The organism is Parasphingorhabdus sp., from assembly GCF_039968395.1.
Lineage (GTDB): Bacteria > Pseudomonadota > Alphaproteobacteria > Sphingomonadales > Sphingomonadaceae > Parasphingorhabdus.
In genome coordinates, this window is sequence record NZ_JBDVPV010000001.1 from 808,906 (window position 1) to 831,648 (window position 22,743).

General features: G+C 53.7%; 21 protein-coding genes and 1 tRNA gene. 19 read left to right on the top strand and 3 right to left on the bottom strand.

Going from position 1 to position 22,743, the window contains the following annotated elements; all coding sequences use genetic code 11:
* Window positions 1–6: 6 nt before the first annotated feature.
* The 10 genes from hisB to ABJI30_RS04020 all read left to right on the top strand — a co-directional run bounded on the left by hisB (window position 7) and on the right by ABJI30_RS04020 (window position 5,989).
* The gene (hisB, locus tag ABJI30_RS03975) at window positions 7–612 is read left to right on the top strand and encodes an imidazoleglycerol-phosphate dehydratase HisB (RefSeq protein WP_348015609.1); all 606 of its coding nucleotides are present in this window, start codon (window positions 7–9) and stop codon (window positions 610–612) included.
* Window positions 575–1,225, top strand: a complete 651-nt coding sequence (gene hisH / locus ABJI30_RS03980) for an imidazole glycerol phosphate synthase subunit HisH (protein ID WP_348015610.1) — start codon at window positions 575–577, stop codon at window positions 1,223–1,225. The genes hisB and hisH overlap by 38 nt, the downstream gene beginning before the upstream one ends.
* Entirely contained in the window at window positions 1,222–1,950 is a 729-nt protein-coding gene (gene hisA, locus ABJI30_RS03985) for a 1-(5-phosphoribosyl)-5-[(5-phosphoribosylamino)methylideneamino]imidazole-4-carboxamide isomerase (RefSeq protein ID WP_348015611.1), read from the top strand. The genes hisH and hisA overlap by 4 nt, the downstream gene beginning before the upstream one ends.
* Window positions 1,947–2,708 carry an imidazole glycerol phosphate synthase subunit HisF gene (hisF, locus tag ABJI30_RS03990; RefSeq protein WP_348015612.1) on the top strand — a complete coding sequence of 254 codons (762 nt, stop codon included), beginning with the start codon at window positions 1,947–1,949 and terminating at the stop codon, window positions 2,706–2,708. Before hisA ends, hisF begins: the two co-directional genes overlap by 4 nt.
* Before the next feature lie 230 nt (window positions 2,709–2,938).
* Window positions 2,939–3,241, top strand: coding sequence for a PEP-CTERM sorting domain-containing protein (locus tag ABJI30_RS03995; protein ID WP_348015613.1), 303 nt, complete (start codon window positions 2,939–2,941; stop codon window positions 3,239–3,241).
* Window positions 3,242–3,407: 166 nt separating this feature from the next.
* Window positions 3,408–3,725 (top strand): phosphoribosyl-ATP diphosphatase, encoded by a 318-nt coding sequence (locus ABJI30_RS04000; protein ID WP_348015614.1) that lies wholly within the window; start codon window positions 3,408–3,410, stop codon window positions 3,723–3,725.
* A 2-nt stretch (window positions 3,726–3,727) separates the two neighbouring features.
* On the top strand, window positions 3,728–4,108 hold the full coding sequence (locus ABJI30_RS04005) for a histidine triad nucleotide-binding protein (protein WP_348015615.1): 381 nt from the start codon (window positions 3,728–3,730) through the stop codon (window positions 4,106–4,108).
* A 52-nt stretch (window positions 4,109–4,160) separates the two neighbouring features.
* A complete protein-coding gene (locus ABJI30_RS04010) occupies window positions 4,161–5,588 on the top strand; it encodes a sodium-dependent transporter (RefSeq protein WP_348015616.1) in 1,428 nt (475 codons plus the stop codon).
* 8 nt (window positions 5,589–5,596) lie between these two features.
* Window positions 5,597–5,800 (top strand): DNA gyrase inhibitor YacG, encoded by a 204-nt coding sequence (gene yacG / locus ABJI30_RS04015; RefSeq protein ID WP_348015617.1) that lies wholly within the window; start codon window positions 5,597–5,599, stop codon window positions 5,798–5,800.
* Between the two features lie 113 nt (window positions 5,801–5,913).
* Window positions 5,914–5,989 (top strand) — tRNA-Phe (locus ABJI30_RS04020).
* 143 nt (window positions 5,990–6,132) lie between these two features.
* Here ABJI30_RS04020 and ABJI30_RS04025 read toward each other — a convergent pair.
* Window positions 6,133–6,609, bottom strand: coding sequence for an Lrp/AsnC family transcriptional regulator (locus ABJI30_RS04025; RefSeq protein WP_348015618.1), 477 nt, complete (start codon window positions 6,607–6,609; stop codon window positions 6,133–6,135).
* Window positions 6,610–6,819: 210 nt separating this feature from the next.
* Here ABJI30_RS04025 and phhA point away from each other — a divergent pair, with 210 nt between their 5' ends.
* Genes phhA through kynU form a run of 4 tightly spaced genes read left to right on the top strand, consistent with a single transcriptional unit; the run spans window position 6,820 to window position 10,459 of the window.
* Window positions 6,820–7,662, top strand: a complete 843-nt coding sequence (gene phhA / locus ABJI30_RS04030; protein WP_348015619.1) for a phenylalanine 4-monooxygenase — start codon at window positions 6,820–6,822, stop codon at window positions 7,660–7,662.
* Between the two features lie 21 nt (window positions 7,663–7,683).
* Entirely contained in the window at window positions 7,684–8,592 is a 909-nt protein-coding gene (locus ABJI30_RS04035; RefSeq protein WP_348015620.1) for a tryptophan 2,3-dioxygenase family protein, read from the top strand.
* Window positions 8,589–9,227 carry an arylformamidase gene (gene kynB, locus ABJI30_RS04040; protein WP_348015621.1) on the top strand — a complete coding sequence of 213 codons (639 nt, stop codon included), beginning with the start codon at window positions 8,589–8,591 and terminating at the stop codon, window positions 9,225–9,227. The genes ABJI30_RS04035 and kynB overlap by 4 nt, the downstream gene beginning before the upstream one ends.
* Window positions 9,224–10,459 carry a kynureninase gene (kynU, locus tag ABJI30_RS04045; RefSeq protein WP_348015622.1) on the top strand — a complete coding sequence of 412 codons (1,236 nt, stop codon included), beginning with the start codon at window positions 9,224–9,226 and terminating at the stop codon, window positions 10,457–10,459. The genes kynB and kynU overlap by 4 nt, the downstream gene beginning before the upstream one ends.
* A 110-nt stretch (window positions 10,460–10,569) precedes the next feature.
* Here kynU and ABJI30_RS04050 read toward each other — a convergent pair whose 3' ends face one another.
* The gene (locus ABJI30_RS04050) at window positions 10,570–11,082 is read right to left on the bottom strand and encodes a winged helix DNA-binding protein (protein ID WP_348025374.1); all 513 of its coding nucleotides are present in this window, start codon (window positions 11,080–11,082) and stop codon (window positions 10,570–10,572) included.
* Between the two features lie 305 nt (window positions 11,083–11,387).
* On the opposite strand from ABJI30_RS04050, the gene ABJI30_RS04055 reads away from it, so the two are divergent.
* From ABJI30_RS04055 to ABJI30_RS04070, 4 genes are read left to right on the top strand one after another with little or no spacing between them, the layout of a single operon-like run.
* Window positions 11,388–12,617 (top strand): cytochrome P450, encoded by a 1,230-nt coding sequence (locus tag ABJI30_RS04055; protein ID WP_348015624.1) that lies wholly within the window; start codon window positions 11,388–11,390, stop codon window positions 12,615–12,617.
* A 53-nt stretch (window positions 12,618–12,670) separates the two neighbouring features.
* Window positions 12,671–15,082 carry a TonB-dependent receptor gene (locus ABJI30_RS04060; RefSeq protein WP_348015625.1) on the top strand — a complete coding sequence of 804 codons (2,412 nt, stop codon included), beginning with the start codon at window positions 12,671–12,673 and terminating at the stop codon, window positions 15,080–15,082.
* Window positions 15,083–15,119: 37 nt separating this feature from the next.
* Window positions 15,120–15,515: a nuclear transport factor 2 family protein gene (locus ABJI30_RS04065; RefSeq protein WP_348015626.1), complete on the top strand. Its 396-nt coding sequence runs from the start codon at window positions 15,120–15,122 to the stop codon at window positions 15,513–15,515.
* Between the two features lie 11 nt (window positions 15,516–15,526).
* Window positions 15,527–15,976 (top strand): hypothetical protein, encoded by a 450-nt coding sequence (locus ABJI30_RS04070; protein WP_348025375.1) that lies wholly within the window; start codon window positions 15,527–15,529, stop codon window positions 15,974–15,976.
* Window positions 15,977–16,077: 101 nt separating this feature from the next.
* Here ABJI30_RS04070 and ABJI30_RS04075 read toward each other — a convergent pair whose 3' ends face one another.
* Window positions 16,078–17,319 (bottom strand): TIGR03032 family protein, encoded by a 1,242-nt coding sequence (locus ABJI30_RS04075; RefSeq protein WP_348015628.1) that lies wholly within the window; start codon window positions 17,317–17,319, stop codon window positions 16,078–16,080.
* Between the two features lie 567 nt (window positions 17,320–17,886).
* Here ABJI30_RS04075 and ABJI30_RS04080 point away from each other — a divergent pair.
* The coding region (locus ABJI30_RS04080) for a hypothetical protein (RefSeq protein WP_348015630.1) at window positions 17,887–22,743 on the top strand (4,857 nt) is incomplete at its 3' end.

Here is a 22,743-nt window from a genome sequence, read left to right on the forward strand (position 1 = left end):
TGAGCCATGACGAGTGTAACGCGTGCCGCGAAAATAGAGCGAAATACCAAAGAAACCGAGATTTTCGTCGAGCTTAATCTCGACGGGACCGGTGTCTATGACATCGCAACCGGTATTGGATTCCTCGATCATATGATCGAGCAATTTGCCCGGCATTCGCTGATTGATCTGACTTTGCGGATCAAGGGCGATTTGCATGTGGATCAGCATCATACAACCGAAGACAGCGCGATCGCTCTGGGACAGGCGCTGAGTGCAGCGCTGGCTGACAAGGCCGGGATCGTGCGCTATGGCAGCACTTATTCGCCCATGGATGAAACGTTGAGCCGCGTGGCGCTCGATATCTCCGGACGGCCATGGTTGGTCTGGAATGCGGGGTTTACCCAGGAACGGTTGGGCGAAATGGATACGGAGCTGTTCAAGCACTGGTTCCATAGCGTGGCAGATGCCGCCGGAATTACGCTGCACATCGAACTGCTATATGGTGAAAACAATCATCATATCGCAGAAAGCATATTCAAGGGATTTGCCCGCGCAATGCGACAGGCGATCGAGCGCGATCCACGCAAAGGCGATGCGATCCCTTCCACCAAAGGCCAGCTTGGTGGCTGAAACCATTGCGCTGATCGACTACGGCGCCGGGAATCTCCACAGTGTCCATAACGCACTGATTGCTGCCGGCGCAGGAAACATTCTGGTGACCGCAGATCCGGATATTGTTGAAAAGGCTGATCGGATCGTGCTGCCTGGCGTCGGTGCTTTTGGTGCCTGCCGGACCGCTCTGGCGAATATCAATGGTATGATCGATGCAATGGAAACACGGGTATTGCGCGATGCAGTGCCTTTTCTCGGTATCTGCGTCGGCATGCAATTGCTGGCTGACAAAGGCATAGAATTTGGCGAACATGACGGGCTTGGCTGGATCGGCGGAACCGTACATGCGATCGAAGCACCGTCGCCGGATATCAAAATTCCGCACATGGGATGGAATGATGTTCTGCCATCGCAGGACCATGGTTTGATGGAATCAGGCGAGGCTTATTATCTGCATGGCTATCACTTTGATGTTGCCGATGAGGCCGATATTCTTGCAACCACTGCGCACGGGATGTCTTTGGTAGCTGCTGTCGGCAGGGCGAATGTGATCGGCGTGCAATTTCATCCCGAAAAGAGCCAGGCTTACGGTCTGGCCTTTCTCACAAGATTCCTGGAGTGGAACCCATGATTGTTTTTCCCGCTATTGATCTGAAATCCGGTGAAGTCGTACGGCTGGCCGAAGGCGATATGGATCGCGCGACGGTCTATGGTGACAATCCCGCAGAACAGGCCGCGTTATTTGCTGCCGCAGGCGCCGAGCATATTCATGTGGTGGATCTTGATGGCGCTTTTGCCGGCAAGCCGCAAAACGCGGAAGCAGTTGAGGCGATTGTCACGGGTTTTTCTGGCTATGTGCAGCTGGGTGGCGGGATCCGGGATCGCGAGACAGTGGAGCGCTGGTTCCAGCTGGGTGTGGCGCGGCTGGTCATTGGCACTGCTGCGCTTAAAGATCCTGATTTTGTGAAGGATATGGCCAAAGAATATGATGGCGGGATTGTGGTTGCTGTCGATGCCCGGGACGGCTTCGTTGCAACCGAAGGATGGGCGGATGTTTCCGAAGTCAGTGTGATTGACCTCGCCCGGCGCTTTGAAGACGCGGGCGTCGCTTCAGTGCTGTTCACTGATGTTGGCAGGGACGGCTTGCTGACGGGATGCAATATTGAAGCAACAGTTGATCTCGCGCGGGCCGTGGATATTCCTGTCATCGCCAGCGGCGGTGTGAAGGGGCTGGATGACATTCACATGCTGAGTCAGTTCGCGCAGGATGGAATCGAAGGCGTGATTACCGGACGGGCACTTTATGACGGACGCCTGGACCTGGCGACTGCAATTGCGATGGCAACGCGCGGATGACGGTGCGTATCCGCGTCATACCTTGCCTCGATGTCGCCAATGGCCGCGTGGTCAAGGGCGTGAACTTCGTGGATTTGCAGGATGCGGGAGATCCGGTCGAGCAGGCGAAGGCTTATGATCTGGCAGGTGCGGACGAACTTTGCTTTCTGGATATCACCGCCTCTCATGAAAATCGTGACACTATAATTGACGTGGTTCGCCGTACGGCGGAAGTCTGTTTCATGCCGGTTACGGTTGGTGGCGGGGTCCGCAATGCCGAAGATGCCCGGGCGCTGTTGATGGCTGGAGCGGACAAGGTGGCGGTGAACAGTGCGGCCGTTTCCCGACCCGAGGTGATAAGCGATATTGCCGGACGTTTTGGCAGTCAGTGCATGGTCGCATCTATTGATGCCCGACGCGTTGACGATGGACGCTGGGAGATTTTTACCCATGGCGGCCGAACAGCGACGGGGATTGATGCCATCGAACATGCCGTTCGGATGGCGAATCTGGGAGCAGGGGAATTGCTGGTCACGTCGATGGACCGCGATGGTACTCGCGATGGCTATGACCTTGTCTTGACCCGAACCATCGCCGACGCAGTTGCGGTTCCGGTGGTCGCCAGCGGCGGCGTCGGAACGCTGGACCATCTCGTGGAAGGGGTTACCGAAGGCCATGCCAATGCAGTGCTGGCAGCGTCGATATTCCACTTTGGCCAGCACAGTATCTCCGAAGCGCACGCCGCCTTGCGCAACGCCGGATTACCCGCTCGCAAATAGTCTGCATATTTGCGGGGAGACGAGATAGATTCTGACGTATTTCCACTAAGTCCCTATAATGTAAATATAACATGGTAAATGTCGGATTAACTTACAACTTGGTGTGAACCCGGTTTTCGTTAACCACCGCATGCCGCCTATGACGTTCTATCCCCGATATTGGCAGGAATATTGCTTAACCGGACATGTGGGTCTTTTTTGGTCTCTGGGCCAAAACATTGAGTAGTTGTATGAAGTTCGTAAAGTTAGTGGCTCTTGTCGGGCTGACCTGCATGATAAGCACCATTTCTGTGTCCTCACGGGCCGATGGCAGCGAAAGTAATGCCGGATCACCGATTGAAACCGGGTCCGGCGGCGCCCCGACTAAGACGGCGGACAATGCGGTGCGTGGGTCTTCCAAAACATCCTCAAACTCATCCAGCCGGGAGGGTACGCCCATCCCCGAACCATCCAATCTTGTCATGCTGGCACTCGGCATCGCGGGTCTGGTGGCGGGTCGATATGCGGCGAAGAAACACCGCGGCAAGCCCTAGCGGCAACATATGAGTTTGTCGCGCGAAGCTTCGGTTATCGCGGCGACGGGGAAAGGGTCGCAAACGGGGGTTTTAGCGGCCCTTTTCTTTGCCAGAGACACAGCTTTTTTGCTGGTTGCTCAGCTAATGCTTGACGGCTGTCCCTTCACTCGCTCAAACCGGGGCAATGACCAATATTCTTGAACAACTGGAAATCGTGATCCGGGCGCGGCGGGATGCGAACCCGGAAGATAGCTATGTCGCGAACCTGCGCAGCAAAGGCCGTGGAAAGATGGCCGAAAAACTGGGCGAGGAGGCGGTTGAGGCCGTCATCGCAGCAGTGCAGGATGATCCGGATGCGATGACGGGTGAGGCGGCGGACCTGTTGTTTCATCTGATGGTACTGCTCGCTGACATGGGTTTGTCGATTGATAATGTGCTCGCAGAATTGTCGCGCAGGGAAGGTCTTTCAGGACTGGCCGAAAAGGCTTCGAGAAAGGATTGAGCATGGCGATTGATGCAACCCAGCCCTATGATGACGACAATATCTTCGCGAAAATCCTGCGTGGGGAAATCCCGAACCAGACCGTATACGAAAACGACCATGCGCTGGCATTTCATGACATTAATCCGCAGGCCCCCCATCACATTCTTGTCATTCCCAAGGGACGTTATGTCAGCTGGGATGACTTTTCGGCGAATGCAACTGAATCCGAAATCGTCGGGTTTGTTCACGCAGTCGGCCATGTTGCCAGATCAGCCGGGATGGTGGAGCCGGGATATCGGTTGCTCGCCAATGTCGGCAAAGATGGCCATCAGGAAGTCCCGCATCTGCACGTCCATATATTTGCGGGAAAACCGCTTGGCCCGATGCTGTTGAAAGGCTAGGTACCGTTGTAACTATCCGCAGAGACGGAAACACGAGTTTAGGGGATTTGATATGGCAGGCGCAGTTGCACCAGGCGGCGAGGGATGGTCTTCGCGATGGGCCTTTGTTTTGGCAGCAGTGGGTGCGGCAGTGGGCCTCGGCAATATCTGGCGCTTTCCGACACTGGCCGGTGAAAATGGCGGCGGTGCCTTTGTTCTTGTCTATATTGCTTGCGTCGTACTGATCGGACTGCCGATGGTATTGTCCGAGATTTTGATTGGACGCCACGGGCGCAGCGATGCCTATCACAGCGTGTTGAAGGTGGCCGAAGATTCTGGCGTTAGCCGCAACTGGGGCTGGTTTGGCGGTTTCGGGATTTTGGGCGCGGGCGCGATTTTGTCCTTCTACAGCGTCGTTGCTGGCTGGGTGCTTTATTATGTCGGCGTTATGGGCGTTGATTTTTTGGGAGCGCTGTTTTCCGGTAATCCGATGGCCGGCGCGCTGGCTGCTGAAACGCCGGAAACCATTCCGAACCGCATGACGGACCTGTTTCAGAATAATCTGCTTTTACTGGGCATGCACGTGCTGTTCATGGGCGTGACGATCTGGATCGTGGCACGTGGTGTTACCGATGGGATTGAAAAAGCTGCGACAATCCTGATGCCCGCCTTTTTCGTCTTGCTTGTCCTGATCACGATTTACGGCGCGTTTACCGGCGAATTTGCCAAGGCGGTTGCGTTTCTGTTTACGCCTGATTTCTCGAAACTGTCCCCGTCAGTTATGAATGAAGCCCTGGGGCAGGCGTTATTCTCGATGAGTGTCGCTTCTGCGGCCTTGATCACATATGGAGGCTATGTTTCGAAGGAGACGAAGCTGGCGCCAACGGCCGTGATGATCGGACTTACCGACACAGGTGTTGCAATTCTCGCGGGCTTGATGATTTTTCCGATTGTATTTGCAGTGGGACTGGATGCGGCGGCCGGACCGACACTCGTTTTTCAGTCCTTGCCCATCGCATTTCATACCATGCCTGCCGGATCCTTCGTTGGACTACTCTTTTTCGTGCTGGTGTTTTTCGCTGCGCTGACCAGCTCGATTTCGCTGCTCGAGGCTGTAACGGCCTGGGCCAAGGAAAAAACCGGCTGGAGCCGTCCGAAGGCAGCATGGGTTACTGGAGGCGTGATTTTCCTGGTGGGCGTCGCCTGTGCGCTGTCGCTGAATATCTGGTCTGATGTCAGGTTGTTGCCATTCTGGTCGCTATTTGCAGAAGCAAGTATTTTCGACACGGTGGACGGATTGGTCGGGAAAGTGCTTTTGCCACTGACCGCGTTTTTGACATCGGTGTTCATCGGCTGGAAGGCCGACAAGAAACTCGTCCAGGCTGAAACCGGATTGTCCGCGGGAATGCTGGGCCTGTACCGCTTTCTGATCGGCTGGCTTGCGCCGATTGCCGTCTTCCTGATTCTGCTCTTTGGCCTGTTCCCGCAACTGCTGGGGTAAAGCGCAAGATGGCGTCGTCAAAACCGAAAAGCTGCCCGCTGTGCGCAAAACCGGAATCATCCGAATTTGCTCCGTTTTGTAGCGCAGGCTGCAAGGATCGCGATTTGCTGCAGTGGCTGGATGAGGGCTATAAAGTGCCAGGACCAGCAGTTTCGCCAGACCAGCTGGCGGATCATTTTGCCGGGGAAACAGGGCGCGACGGAGAGTCCTGAACCTGCTGAATAATCGTCATAATAATTGGGCAATTTTTGGACTGGACAATCCATGCAGGAGCCGCCTATAGCGGCGCTTCTCATTGGGATTGACACAATTTGCAGTCCCCGTTGCCCGAGTAGCTCAGTTGGTAGAGCAAGCGACTGAAAATCGCTGTGTCGGTGGTTCGAATCCGCCCTCGGGCACCACTTTTTTCCAGTATATGTGCGTTTCCCGATTTTGAGCGATAACGCGCAACTGGTCCCCGTATGTCGTTGGTTTAGCAGCGCGTGCTTCCCTGTTCTGGTGACCAGAGATCATTTGTCAGCGGCGATATGAGGCCACAATCCCGCTATTCGCTCTCATCGCCGGCAAGTTGGCTACCCCATCTGGCGAGCGATGCGCGCTGTTTGATACTCTTGAGGCATATCGTTGAAGAGCTGGACTGGACGCCGGGAAGCTTGGAGATTTCGTGGCGCAGCAAATCATCGAGATGCTCAACCGATCTGGCATAAACACGCAACATGTAGTCGCTGTCGCCAGCAGTCGTATGGCATTCGAATATCGCCGGATGTTCCGCGACAGCCGCTTCGAATTTGGCATGCGTGTCAAATCCGATCCTGATCGCGATGTAGCACTGTACGCCGAGGCCAATAGCTCCGGGATTCACATGTGCGCCATATCCCAAGAGCACATTGCGGCGTTCAAGCTCGCGAACTCTTGTCCAGCATGGCGACTTTGAAAGGCCTACCTGCTCTCCCAAATCTGCGAACGACATGCGTCCGTTTTCTTCCAGCGCACTCGCTATTTTCCAGTCCAATCGATCCATTCTGACATCCAATCCATAAATTTGAGTGCAGACTTTTAACCTGAAAAAATGCGATTGGAAATCAATTCGTTCTGTCAAAGCTTCAGTCGACAATCAATCATCCTAAAAATTGCCCTTTTCGTGAAATAATTGGGATAATGTTCGGTACGTTGTTGGCTAGGTTGCGGAGCCACGTGAAAAGCCAGGCAACGAGCTGAGGGAGTTACTGCAATGGAAGCGCTTCATGTCTATGACGAGCCACCACCCGGTGTTGCGGCAGACTGGACAATGCCGCAGGAATGGGGTCAGTTTACCGATGCCGATCATGACCGCTGGCACGAGATGACGGTTCGACAAGTGCGCTTGCTCAAAGGTCTTGCGTCTGCCTCATTTACCAGTGGGGTCGAACAGATCGGGCTGGATCAAGGGGGCATCCCGGAGTTCAAGGCATTTAACAAGACCTTCGAACAAGCCACGGGCTGGATCGTAGTCGCCGTGCCCGGGGTCATTCCCAATGAGCCGTTTTTCAAGCTGCTTGCCGAACGAAAATTCCCGGTCGCGAATTTTCTGCGCCAGGGCAGCTCTCAGGAATATAATGACGAACCGGACATGTTTCATGATGTGTTCGGCCATCTGCCCATGTTCGTGGATCCCACCTTTGGCGAGTTCATGACGGCCTATGGGCGTGCGGGCTTGAGGGCGGAGAAGCTTGGCATGTCTGACTGGCTGGGCCGTCTCTATCTGCACACGGTCGAATTTGGGCTGATCCGCGAAGGGAAAGAGCTGCGTGCATATGGCGCAGGACTTTTGTCCAGCCATGCCGAGGCGGTTCATGCGCTCACCAGCGACAAGGCTTGCAGATTGCAATTCAACTTGCCGCGCCTGATGCGCACGGAATGGCCGTTCGATACTTTCCAGCCGACCTATTTCGTGATCGAAAGCTTTGATGCCCTGTTGGAGGAAATGGAAACGACCAGCCTCAAACATGTGTATGACAAAGTTCGCGATCTGCCACTGATCCCGATTGGTGACACGGATCCGTCAGATCGCGCTTACACTGTTGCCAACTTATGAACGCGAAAAAGAGAGCGTGAAATGACCATCAAACGTACAATTGAAGACGGCGTCGAGACCTTCGAGGCCGAAATCGACGGCGAAACGATCCAGTGGGATCGGGGACTGACCTATGCGCGCCATATCCAGACTGATCAGCTGCTCGCGAGCCAGATCCCCGTTTCGGACAAACCGGACGAGATGCTGTTTATCGTTATGCATCAAACTATGGAGCTCTGGCTCAAACTGGTTTTGCATGAAGCCGGAATTACCATCGGCCAGATCAAGCAGGACCAGTTGCCGCAAGCGGAAAAATCGCTTGACCGCATTGCCACCATCCTGCGCCATATGATTCATTCCTGGGAGGTGTTGGCGACGCTCAGCCCGCATGATTTCCTCACTTTTCGCGGGTTTTTGCGCAAAGCCTCCGGATTTCAGTCACATCAATATCGTGAACTGGAATTCCGGCTCGGTCTGAAGCGCGGCGATCTTGTCAAAATCCACAATGATGATGACGAGAAACGGCGGCATCTGGAGCAGGCGCTGACCGCTCCATCGCTCTATGACGAGCTGCTTCGTTTGCTCGCGCGCAACGGCTTTGATATTCCGGCCGAGAAACTCGATCGCGATTTTTCGAAGCCTTATGAGCCGAGCGATGCGGTCGAGGATGCCTGGCTCGAAATTTACACAAATGCGCAAGATAACTGGCCGCTTTACAGTCTGGGCGAAAAGGTGACGGCACTGGAATATTATTTTCAGGAATGGCGTTTCAAACACATGAAAACGGTCTCTCGTGTAATCGGGCACAAGCCGGGGACAGGTGGATCGTCTGGTGTATCCTATCTGGTCAAGGCGCTCGATTTGCGCTTCTTCCCTGAACTATGGGCGATGCGCACACGCATGGCTGCGCCAAAAGAGGGTGGCGATTATGCAGAAGGCTGTCCGGCATGAGTCTGCCGCGCATCTGGGATATTTCGCAGCGTCTCGGTACAACCACGCCGATCTGGCCTGGGGAGCCTGATCTGGAACTAAGTCAACACGCAGAAATCGGGCCGGAATGTCCGGTCAATGTTGGCGCGATTTCCTTTCCGCTCCACGCCGGCACGCATGCGGATGCCCCGCTGCATTACAGCAACGATGGCGTTGCCAGCGCAGATTCCAGCCTGGCGGCCTATATTGGCCCATGCGTCGTGACCGAGGTCCGCCGTGCGAATGGCAGGGTTGAGGTAGCGGATTGTGACTGGACTGCGATCGAAGGGGCGCACCGGGTTCTTTTCCGCACCTACGACAGTTTCCCGCACGCCCGATGGGATGAAGATTTCAAGGCGATTGCCCCGGAAGTCATAGCGCGATTGCGCGATGCAGGTGCGGTGTTGATCGGTACAGATACGCCTTCGCTTGATCCGCAGACTTCCAAGACCATGGATGCTCATAATGAGGTGTTGCGTGGTGATATGCGGATACTCGAAGGACTGGTGCTCGATGACGTGCAACCCGGCAATTATGAACTGATCGCCTTGCCGCTTGCCATTGAAGGCGCTGATGCCAGCCCGGTGCGGGCCATCCTGCGGGAGCTTGCGCAATGAACGCGGCATTGCATGAAGTCGAACAGCTGGATGCACAGGATCCGCTGCGTCAATTTCGCGATGAATTCGCACTCAAGGACGGGATGATCTACCTCGATGGCAATTCGCTCGGCGCATTGCCCAAGGTTACGCTTGCCCGAATGGAGACGACAATTCGGGAAGAATGGGGCGAAGGACTTATCACTTCATGGCTTGGTGCAGATTGGGTGAATGCACCGCGCCGGGTTGGGGACAAGATTGCACGTCTGATCGGGGCGAAAGCGGGCGAGGTGATTGTCGCCGACTCTACCTCAGTGAATATATTCAAAGCGCTCACGGCTGCTCTTTCGCTGCAAGAAGGGCGCAAGATTCTGCTCACAGAGCAGACCAATTTCCCGACAGATGTCTACATGATGCAGGGGCTGGCCAGCTTTGCAGGAACGGGTGTTGACTGCCTTGCAGTCGGTCCGGACGAGGTCATCGGCAGGCTAAATGAGGACGTCGCCGTGTTGCTGCTCACGCAAGTGCATTACAAGACCGGGCAGGTCCGCGACATGGCTGAGGTCACACGCCGCGCCCATGAGGTTGGCGCTCTCGTTGTCTGGGATCTCAGTCATAGTGCCGGTGCAATCGAGGTTGATCTGAACACTGCCAACGCTGACTTTGCCGTAGGTTGCGGATATAAATTTCTCAATGGCGGTCCGGGTGCACCGGCCTATCTGTTTGCTGCAGAGCGCCATCATCACGCGCAGCCGGTCCTGTCTGGCTGGTTTGGACATGCACGTCCCTTCGATTTTGAAGAGGATTATGATGCGGCTGGTGGCATTGAGCGCTTTTTGTGCGGCACTCCCTCGGTCCTGGGGATGGCGGCGCTGGAATGCGGGATCGATTTGATGCTGCGAGCCGATATTGCTGAAATCCGCCGGAAATCAGTGTCACTGGCGGAACTTTTCATCGAGCGGATGGAGAATCGCTGCGGTGATTTTGGCTTCGAGCTTGTCAGCCCAGCCGATAGCGCGCTGCGCGGGAGCCAGGTCGCCTACGCGCATCCGCAAGGATATGAAATGATGCAAGCCCTGAAAGCGCATGATGTAATCGGCGATTTCCGTGCACCGGATATCATGCGTTTTGGCATGACACCGCTATATTTGCGGCATTCCGATATCATCGAAGCGATTGAGCGGCTGCGCGCCATTTGCATTGATCGTGAATGGGACCGCCCTGAATATCGCATCCGTGCGGCCGTAACGTGAGGAAGAGAATACAGATCTGCTCAATCTTCTACCCAGTTTCCATGTTGCGGCAGTTCAAGCTGCGAGAGCCTGCCAAGCTGCAATGCGAATGCTGAATACTATTCTGCCGGCTATTTTTCGGCTGTCCCGCTTTCAACGATTTCGCCTACGCGGCTCATGAATTCCATTCCTTTGACAATTTCGTCATCGGTGAGTTTGTCGGCAATCAATTTGATGAAAACCTCGGTTCGTTTCATCATGATATTCACAGTTTGCTGACCCTTTTTGGTCAGGCGAATGACTTTCTCTCGTCCGGAAGTTTTGCTTTCCCTTATGGAAATTAGATTCAGTTTTTTGTCTGCCATGGCCCGTAATACCTTGGAAATCGCGGGGCTGCCCAGATCATACCATTCGCCGATCAACCGTTCGATCGTCTTTCGATGAATTGTATTGCCATTTTCACCTTTGGAATGGATGATCCACAAGATCACTGTTTGATGGCGAGTCAGGTCCGCACCGCTCAGCTGCTTTTCAACGGCCATTCCTACCGAATAGTGAAACGGATAAAACAGTTTCAGAAAATTCTGAGGAGCTGTTTCCCGCCGGATTGGATATTCTATTCCAAAATCTGACTTCTGATCCACCCGTTACCCCATCTCAATTGCATTTGTCCAAACCACTCGTTTTCTATTGAACGAAAAATGCGAGTAAGTCCATTGTCACCACGCAACATTTTTCTCCAATCAACGATTCAGTCTGTCAGAATTTTACCGGCATGGCGTGGAAGAGAAGGTACGGCTAACAAAAGTATTCTATATATATATCAATGCTATAGAGATCTATTTCTGGAAAAATAAATCACTGCGTTGACAGCAACTATGTCTGATTCATATTATGTCCTAAAGAAATAATGTCGATTCGACATATAATATAGATGGATAGGAGATATATGAAAGAGGCGTTTGACGTTGGCCAATTGAGCCGTCCGGATGTTATCCAGAATCCCTATCCCTTTTATGATCTGCTCCGGAGCCAATCTCCGCTATTTGGTTATTGCGATTATCCGCCGGGTACGATGCCGGGCGTGGATGAACCAAAACCGTCATGGGTGGTCCTGAACTTTGATGATGTTGCGGCGGTGGCCTGGGATCATGAGAGCTTTTCTTCGCGTGACAGCTTGCAGGAAGGGTCGTCTGCTCCGACGTTGATGCTCGTCAACCATGACCGACCGGATCACACACGGCTGCGCAAAATTGCCGCCAAAGTGTTTCAGCCATCATCGATAAAATCCCTCTCGCCCGAAGTAGACCGGCTGGTTGCAGCAAGTATGGATGAGTTTTTCATGCCCAATCAGCCTGTTGATGTCATGGCTCAATATTGTGCGATGCTCCCGAGCCGGGTGATGGTCCACCTTCTCGGAATGCCCGATGAAATGGATCGTGATGTCCGCAACTGGGCAACAGCGTTCATGCTGTCCGCAAACATCACGCCGCAAGAGCGCCAGTCATTCAATACTGAGGCTATGGGTTTTTTCGAGAAACATGTTCGGGAACAGATGACCCGGATCGAACGAGGCCAAGCGGCCAATGGTTCACTTCTCAACGCTTTTATAAATACTGAGGTTGATGGTGAAAGCCTAAGCTACGAAGAAGTCGTCCGGTTTTGCATGACTGCAACGGTTGCCGGAGCCGAAACCACTTCCTTCTACCTTGGCAATTTGATCGCCGTATTTGCGGACTTTCCCGACATCTGGGAGCGCTTTGTCCATGATCCCGTTCTTTTTGACGCCATCTACAAGGAGACGTTGCGTTTCCACGGGCCTCCGCAACGGCTTTTTCGGGTAGCAACCCGTGACATCACGATAGGCCGGGCGGATATCAAAAGAGGGGACTGGGTAGCCTGTTTCTTTGGGGCAGCCAATTATGACCCCGAGATTTTCCCGGAGCCGTACGAGTTCCTCCTGAACCGGGAGAACGCCAGTCGGCACATGAGTTTTGGATATGGAATCCACCGCTGTCTGGGCGCTCCGCTTGCCCGACTCGAGGCGGAATCAACGGCCCGGACCCTGACCGAACGTTACGCAAAAATTGAAAGGACCGGAACAGCTGAATGGCAAGGAGTCAGTTTGCTGAACCATGGTCTTACAGCGAATCCGGTCATTTTCCGCGACCGCAAATGACAGGAAATGTTTTCAAAAAGTCCGATGGAAAATGTCGGCACAGGGAGGAATTTATGGATAGCGCAAACTGGAAACGCGCCATGCTGATGACTGTCAGCCTGGGTGCAATGGCAACAATTTCCACACCAGCTTCTGCACAGGAAGAAGCAACCACCAACGCACAACCGGGCAATGGCAACGTCATCGTTGTCACAGCAAACCGCAGGGAGGAATCGATCCAGGATACTCCCCTGGCGATTACCGCCTTTGGTGCAGATGATCTGGCAGACAGATCCATTAGTTCGATCGAACAGGTGGGTGCGATCGTACCGGGCGTGCAGATTGCGACTTACCAGGGTGACACGTCGATTTTCATCCGCGGTATCGGAACCCCAACCATCATCGCGGGTACGGACAGTTCAACGGCAACTTATGTTGATGGGGTCTATATCAGTCGTCCTGCTGCCATCGGCCCGCAATTTTTCGACGTTGCGCGAATAGAAGTTTTGCGCGGCCCTCAAGGCACACTCTATGGACGCAATGCTACGGGCGGAGCAGTCAATATCGTCACCAACCGTCCAAGCGACTATCTCGAAGGAAATCTGCAACTCACGGTCGGCAACTACGACCGGTTTCGTGTCGCTGGCGCTATCGGCGGTCCGCTCAACGATTCCATTCGCGCCCGGCTTGCCTTTCAATGGGAGGATCGGGACGGCTATGCTATCGCAACCCGCCCGGATGACACGACTGAACGGGTTGAGGACAAGGAGGATTTTGCTCTTCGCCTGACCGTTGAAGCAGATTTGTCGCCCGATGCGACGCTCACGCTGAATGGCGATTATTATCACGCCGATGACAAGGCCAATGCCTATTTCTATGCCAGCGCCGGTTATGCAGATGAGGTAACTGGCTGGTACGGTACGCGTGAAGGATCGCAAACTCTCCCGTATTTTGCGATCAAGAATGCCGGCCGCGTTTCCGCCGCCGGATCCCGTCAGATCTTTGCAGACGTGCCTTACTTCAATGACGTTGAAAACTGGGGTTTGGGGGCCACATTGGATTGGGATATTGCAGATCACAGTCTGAAAGTCATCGGAAGCTATCGGGATACCAACCCTGTTTCCCAGAACGAATTCGATCTGTCCGACACGTTCAACAATTATGTCGGGCGCGAAGAAGACCATTGGCAATGGAGCGGTGAGGTTCAGCTGAGCTCTCCGACCAACAAACCCTTCTCCTGGATCGCAGGCGGCTATTATTTTGAAGAACGCAACATAGTCGGAAACGATATTTTCGGGAATTTCTGGGAACCAATTCTTATACAGGGCTTCACCGATCTGCAGAACGCCGGGGTCTTGCCGCCCTTTCCGGTTGTCTTTCCTGCAACCGATCTGTGCTGCGAACTGCACCTCAGCGGCGAGCAGGAGACAAAAGCCTGGGCCGTTTACCTCGACACCCAGTGGGACGTATCAGACCAGATCACCATCAGGTTCGGCGGGCGCTACAGTGAGGAACGACGGGACGGACGGCAGAATTTTGACCTTGTAATGTTGCCGGACATGCGGATCGCTCCGAATACGATATTTTTTCCGAATGCCATCACCGAAGATCGTGACGCGGCGCAGCCGGATCCTTTCGGCTTCATCATTGCGCCGGTAAACGGGCCAACAACATTTAGCGCGTTCACGCCGAAGATCGGAATTGACTTCAGCCCCGTCGATGATGTGCTGCTTTACGCGTCCGTACAACGCGGATTTAAAAGTGGTGGTTATAATATTGGCAGCAGCCAGCGTGATCCGTTCGAACCGGAGAAAATCTGGTCCTACGAGATTGGCGCCCGAACCGAGTTGCTTGATCGGGCCCTGCTGCTCAATGCTTCGGCCTTCTGGTATGATTATACAAATCTGCAGGCACAAGACAGCGTCGGTAACCAGCCCATCATCCGCAATGTCGGTAAGGCGAGGGTGCGCGGATTTGAACTGGAAACCGTTGCGAAACCCAGCGATTTCTTCCAGCTGGAAGGTGCGCTTACCTATGTTGATGCGCAATTTACGAAAGGGCAGTTGACCGAACCGCTTCGTCCGGCACCTCTAACGCAGGCTCCTGGCACTTTGTTGCGGGATCTGGATGGCTTGCGTCTGCCGCGAGCGCCACGCTGGAAGTTCAGCATGGCGGGCCAGATTGAACAACCACTGGCAGACAGCGGGAAAATCGTCGCCCGGGCGGAATATCACTGGCAAAGCAAGATATATTTCACGATCTTCAATATCGATGCCGCCGCGCAGGACAATTATGGTCTTCTAAGGGCCAGCCTTGGTTTCACCAGCGCCGATGAACAATGGAGCATCCGGCTCTTCGGCGACAATCTTACCAATGAAAACTATTTCACCAACCAGATCCTGACCGGGACCGTCTATGGTGCGGAATTTGTCGGGCCACTAGGGGCTCCGCGCACTTATGGTATTGATCTGCGGTTCAGCTTCTGAAGAACGACTTTGACGATGCGCAAAATGGAGAATCCCGATGATCACCCCAATTGATGTCACCAAACATGTGTTTGAAGCCTTTGGCGCCCATGATGTTGATAGCATCGTGAAGTGGTTGCATCCGGACGTACGGATTGAATTCTATGGTCCGGATATTATTCCCTATGCCCGTAACTATAATGGCCTGGAACAGGCGCGCAGTTTTTTTGAGACAGTCCTGTCATCGGTGGATATTCATCAGTTCGATCCAGAGGATTATATTTGTGAAGGAGACAAGGTGGTTGTCACCGGCCATTTGCGGCTGACAGCGCGATCTACCGGAAAACCGATTGAATCAGACTTTGCACACGTCATCACTATTGCAGATGAGAAATGGCTGCTGTTCCGTGATTTCATGAACACGTTTGAGGCTGCGGTTGCCTTCTCGAAATAGATTAATTGATATTGCCTGCAGCAAAGGCGGGCATCCGCGTTCGGGATCAGGCGGACATTGCCAACAAAGCTTTTGGCCTGGCCTTTGGTCAATATCGAACTATCTTGCGTAAAGCCCATCCACAAATGCTTTCGCTTTATCTGCAGGCAGCCAGATCACATCCAAAAAAGTATAATGGACCATATACCGGCGTCCGTTCGAGAAGGTTCAAGTGGCGTCAACCAGATAACGCTTTGGATCTTCATACCCCGCGAAAGCCCAAATGGGAGCCGAAAGACCCGAACGATATCGGCCTGTATGAACGACTGACCGCGCCGGGACCCAGCACGCCGGATGAAGAAGCCGGAGTCAAACGCGTCAGTTTTGGATTGTGGGGAATGGAGTTTTTGGGACTGGCGATACTCGCGGACATCGCATTTTTCTTGGCACGATCGAAAAGCCCAGTGTCCGAATCCCAATAGCAATGTCTCTTTTCTTGGTCGGGTTTCTTCCTCCACTGTACCGGAATCGAACTCCGGACAATCCAGTGTTCTATGAATTCCGCAAGGCTCCCCGTTCGGCGCTACCAGTCAGGTTTTTCAATAGTGATAAAGTCCCTGATTTCGGTAGATTGCGGGCCCAAGGTAATGGGGTTTTTAACACCCGGCAAAGCGCAGACGTCAAACAATTCGCTTATTCCGCCGTCAAATCTTATCCATTGGACTACGTTGCCGTTGTTAAGTGATATAATCTGTACACCGCACCAGGCATCAGCGTCTTTCTCTTGGAGAGTGTCGGCAAGTGCCAGGCCATCAAAGCGCTTGTAACGCGGCTTGGAAAGCGTCACAATCGCGTGGCCGTTATGAAATGCAAGGCCACGAAGAAAACCGGGGAAGAACGCGACCGGATTGAAGCTTTTCTTCTTCTTGTCGATCCATCCCAGTTCACCGGTTCCGGAGTTTAATATCCAAAGCTTGCCATCATGAATGCGAGGGGAATGCGGCATTGAAAGATTTTCGGCGACGATCTCGTCGGTCTCAATATCAATGATGATGCCGCCATCATGGCGGCGATCTCGCCAACCGTCGACCACATCCGAACGACAAATGGCACTGACATATTTGGGTTGGCCATTCTCCATTGCCAGACCATTGAGATGACAACGATCTTCTGGCGCGAGTTTGGTGATGAAATCAGGCTTCCAGATGGGTTTGAAGCTGTGTTTCAAGCTTGGTTCGCATAGGCAACTATGGCTGGTGTTCACGAAAATGATCCGCCCGTCATCCCGGATGGCAAGTTCATGAATATCAATATTACCTGTGGTTTGCATGTTGCGAGGAACATAGACCTTGTCATGTGCTTCGTTGGCTATCTGACCGGCGCCAAGGACGTTTTCCATACGGACGACCTGGGTCAATGTACCGAGATAAATCCGCTCCGCATTGCCGCAAACACCCATGGCCTGAGGATAAAGCGCCTCGTGCAGGGCCAGTTTGTTTTCGGCGCCCGAACCAATCAGATAAAGACGGCCGGTCTGATATGACGTGAACGCCAGCGAAAATTCATTTGCGGCAAGAAACGGAGCGAGGCCGCGCGAAAAATTGATATCGATTTTTCCGGACTCCGGACTGTCTTGTACGCTTTTTGATCCATCTGGCACAGGTTTCGGAGCGGTTTCAGGCTTGCCTTTGTCAGCAGGGTCAATGTGCGTGGGAGCCGTGTCAGAAGCCTTATTTGACGCCGTTTTGGTGGTCGATTTGCTGCCTTTTTTTGGTGCTTTTTCAGCCGACTGTTTTCCAGCAGCTTTGGTTTTCGTGTCCGTCACTTGATTCTCCAAAAGATTGGGTAAAATTCTGCCCTGCGACCCTCACTGCAAGCCAGATTGGTTGACGGCTCCTCAGGCTGAAGAGCGTCATGATGTGATGCGAATACAATTGACAATGATGTTTTTCAACGCCCCCTGCCGTGGATTTACGATCGCGCCAGCCGGGAACAGGTAAGAAAAACGGAACCGAAACTCCAATCATTCTATCCTTTTTCATGATCGGAAAAAAGGTCAGAACACGCCAGTTCCTTGATATTCGGCGCATAGCGCAATGATGGAACAGAGGTTCGATCCGATTTCGCTATAGGCTGAAATACCCGATCGACAAACTCAGAACTCTGGCAAAAAATGCAGATAATATAACGACAATCTAAACGCGATCTACAAGATTTGCGAAAAGGAAGCTTCCATTGAAAGCTCTTGGTTATCCGCTTCTGATCAAGGGTTGAGTCTGCGTCGAGTTTAACAGGATATGGCAATCAGGATGACTGTCACCATATGACCCGCTTGCTGCGCACTAAACAAACCATTGAGGATGAGGGGAGTTTGTAAAGGGAAGCGCGTAAAATGGGTATCGATATAAATTCCGGATATGGTTATGCTGGTAGCTATGCCGGGAATTCTGAAGCCTCGTCGAGTATAAGTCTTTCCTCCAGAAAACAAAAATCACGATCGTTGCTCGCCACTGCATCGGCGGCCATGCTGTCGGTTGCACTGGCTTCTGCGGCAAATGCACAATCCCTGCCGGCCGGGTGCGATCCTTCCACAGCGCTGACAGGCGGCGATATCACCTGTGTGGTCGCTGCGCCTGGCACAATTGACCCAATTGAGACGACGGTCGATGATCTGACGATCACGATTGGCGATGACACGACGCCGACTGCGGTCGAAACTCCTGCTGTTTCTCCGCCTGACTATGCCATCGACATGAACGGAGCGGCTTCGCAGACATTGAATATTGTCAATAGTGGAAGCTCGGTTACGGGCGGCAATGGCGCTGTAAATGTGGAGGTAACCGGTGGTGTAGGCGATTTGACGATTGTTACCGAGGCAGGTGCGAGTGTGATAGCCGAGAGGACAGATGCAATCCGCGCTTTGAACCAGGGCAGCGGATCGATTGATATCCAGTCGGGCGGTTCTGCCAGAGCGACTAACGTTTCTTCAGCATCCGCAGTGGGTATCCGTGCGACCAATTACGGGGCTGGATCCTTGTCTGTTACGGCGAATGAAGTGCTGGGCCATTCTGCCATTATTGCTGAAAACAACAATGGCGGGGCGCTCTCCGTGACGACGGGTGATAGCAGGGTTTATGGAGACCAGAATAGCGCTATTATTGCAAGAAATGACGCATATGGCGCTGCACTGACCATTCAAACCGGTGCAGGTAGAGTCGGAGCCTATCAATTTGGCATTCAGGCCGTACAGGGAGGCGCGGACGATCTGCGGATTACGACCGGCACGGGGCTTGTCTACGGCGGAATTGCTATCAAGGCAGAGCATGAAGCCGCAGGTGATACGTGGATTACGGCCAATGGCGATGTGAGGGGCAAGACCGATTCTGGCATTTTGGTCAGCAATGAGGCAATTGGCGGGGCGATTACTGTTACTGCATATAGCAAGGTCGAAGGGGATGGGCTTAGTGGCGGAGACGGCATTCGTGCCAGTAACTACGGAACCGGCGACCTCACCATCACAACCGGAGCGGGGCTGGTCAAAGGCACGACCACAGCCATTCGTGGGCGGCATTCCGGAACCGGCGCAATTAAGATCACAACCGGCACCGGTAGGCTTCTTGGCGAAGGTGATGATGGTATCAGCGCACAGCAAACTGGTACCGGCGATGTAGATATTACCATCAGGGGTATTGTAGATGCTGGCAACAGTGCCGGATATGGTTCCGGGGTCGATGCCACAACCACCTCTGGCGCCATCGGGATTACTATGCTGTCCAGCGAGGCTGTGACGTCAACATCGGGTATCGGCATATTCGCCGAAGCCAAAGGTGGTGCGACGGCTGGTATTACGGTGCAGGGAGCATCTGGCTCCGTCACCGGCTATACCGACGGGATGATTTTGAGCACCGATGGCGGTGCTATCATGGTAGGCAATCTCGGCAGTGTGACAGGCAGTACTGGCAACGGTATCGATGCGAATTCTGCTGGCGGCGACATCACCATCACCAATGTGGCCAATATTCTGGGTGGTGGCGACGTCGGTTCGACCGGCCACGGAATCGTCATAGACAGTGTCGGCGGAGACATTTCCATTCAAGCCGTCGGTGTTGGAGACGGGAATCTGGTCGAAGGACGCAACGGCTCTGGCATATATGTCGATACAAACACGTTGGGGGTCGCTTCGATCAATATCGGCGGCGTCGCGGCCGTGGGTAATATCAAGGGCAGCAGCTATGGTATTTATGCCACAAATTCCGGAATCGGGTCAATTGTTATCAACTCCAGTGCGGGGACTGTGGAGGGTGGTGATTACGGGATCAAGGCTTCACATTCCGGCACCGGAAGTGTTTCCGTTACGACAGCCGCCGTCACGAGCACGATTACCGACGCGATAAGCGTTTACGGCGGCGTCAACGTGGTCGACTTATCCGTCAATACGGTGGCCGGTGAAGTAACTGGCGCTCGTCGTGGTGTATCCGTTTCGAATGCCGGAACCGGTGCTGTGTCCATCATCACTGCGGATGTCACCGGGCAAGGAAGTTATGGCGTTTATGCGTATAGCGAAGCTACAAACCTGACTATTGATACCAGCGCTGGTACGGTGAAAGGCGGAAGCAGCGGGATCTATGCGAGCCATGCAGGTAGCGGTAATGTAGGTATTACCGTCAATGATGTGACGGGTTATTCAGCCGAAGGCATTCGCGCAGTTGCTACCCAAGCTTCCTCCAGTATCACCGTTCAGGGATCCTCGGGCGACATTAACGGTGCGACAGACGGCATCTACATGCGCACAGCGGGTGGGGACATCGTGGTCGACAATCTCGATAGCGTGACCGGCAATGCTGGAGATGGCATTGAGGCGAAATCGAACGGCGGTGCTATTGCGATCACAGCTGTCGACACGATCCTTGGTACTGGCGGCAATGGCATAATTGCGAATGCCGGGACGGGCGATATATCGATTCAGGGCGTAGGCCTTGTCGACGGCGTCGAGGGGACTCTTGGCTCAGGGATTGTTGCAACCGGAAGTGGTAATATTGATATTGGTGGCACGGCAGCTATTGGCGATGTCACAGGTTATGATCGCGCAGTGTCTGCCACGATATCAAGTGGTGCGGGAAATATTACAATTGATACCAGCGCTGGCTATGCTTACGGATATGATCAAGGCATTGTCGCTGAAAACCAGGGAACCGGCGACATCTCTATCGCCACTGCTGGTGTTTACGGCGGTAAGTACGCGGTTTATGGTAAAGTCGGATCGGGCAACCTGACGATCAACACTACAGCCGGATATCTTCTTTCAGGTCAGAGTGGAATATTTGCGGAGGTCACAGAAAGCGGCGAAATTTCAATCACAACTGCTGATGTCACCGGCGAATCTCGTGACGGTATACTGGTCTTAAGCAAGGGCGGTGCCATTACAATTGATACAATGGCAGGCGCGATCAAAGGCAGGATGGCCGAAGGGATCCAAGTGAAACAGAGCGGAACCGGCGCGATCGACATCAGCGTCGATGACGTTTCCGCCGCCACTGCTGCCATAGAAACAACCGCGACAACGGGTACGACAACCATCAACCTGGGCCCTACTTCTGTAGTAAGCGGTTCCACGGGCATATATGCAATTTCTACCGGTGCCCTTGCAAATATCACGGTGCAAGGATCATCTGGCGATGTCAGGGGTGGATCGGACGGAATAGGTTTGATCACGGCTGGCGCTGATATTCTCGTGCAAAACCTGAACAGCGTAACCGGCAATGCGGGCGATGGTCTGGACGTGGCATCGGGCGGCGGCAATATCACGGTTTCAGCGGTCGACACCATTTTGGGCACCGGTGGCAACGGGATCTTCGCGAATGCCGGTACCGGTGATATTTCCATTCAGGGCAGCGGTCTGTCTGGCGGCATTACCGGAACAGGTCCAACCGGCAATATCATGGTCGACGGTTTTGCACGCAATGGTGCTTATGGAAGCGGCATTTTGGCCGTGTCAACCGGCGGTGATATTGATATCGGCGGGACTGTAGCCAACGGTTCTATTACGAGTACCTATGGTTCGGGAATCTTCGCATTCGGCGGTGGAGGGATGACGATTTCTGTCGACGGCGTTTCAGGCGGCTATCATGGCATTTATGCGGTTAACGAGGGAGACGGTGGCACGATTCTTTCGGCGGCGAACAAGGTTACCGGGTCGTCTGGCGCCGGTATTCTCGCAGTTGACGCAGGCGCGGGTGATCTCGAAGTGACGACGGCTGCGGTAGAAGGCGAGTCTGTTGGTCTCTTCGCGGGAAATTACGGCGGCGGTGATTTGACCGTTGTTTCGACCGATCAGGTGACTGGCAATGCCGGAAAAGGCGTTTATGCGGTGAACGGCAGATATGGTGTTGGTTCGCTTTCCATTACGACAGAGGCTGTCACCGGCGGAACTGATCACGGTGTGCACGCGATTAATCGCGGTATTGGTGACCTGACGATAGTCACCAACGGAAACGTGCAAGGGGGTAACAGCGGAATTGACGCTGAAAACGAGCTGGGTGGTGGACTGTCTGTTTCTGCATATGGCTCGGTTAACGGATCGGCTGGTGACGGCATTCGCGCGAGCAACACTCCGGATTTCACATTGTCGACAAATGCATCGACATTCCTGTCAATCTACACGGGTTCAGGGACGGTAGATGGACAGGACGGCACCGGTATTGAAGCTATCAATGTGGGTACCGGCGATCTCAATATTGTGACCAATGGTGAAGTCAGGGGATCTGAATATGGCATAAGTGCTAACAACTATAACGGTGGCGAACTGTCGATCCGTGCATTGGGGCCGGTTACCGGCACCGCTTATGACGGTATTTCTGCTTATAATGATTCCGACGGTACATCGCTCAGCATCACGACCGGAACCGGAGCTGTATCCGGCGGCGAGCGTGGTATCGAAGCGATAAACTATGGCACGGGCAACCTGACCATCGTGGCGGATGCCGCCGTGACCGGTGGCGGTGCCGGTTATGATGGTATTTATGCCATACAAAATGGCCCGGGTGCCATGTCCATCACGGTTTCTGACGTTACCGGAGAGGCGGTAGGCATCAGGTCGATCGCAGCAGATGGCACGACAACGATCACCTTGGGTTCGACGGCTGTTGTGACCGGTCGGTCCGGTGCGGGCATAGATGCGTCTTCTACTGGCGCTTTGGCTGCTATCACGGTGCAGGGCAGTTCGGGCGATGTGATTGGCGCTACGGACGGG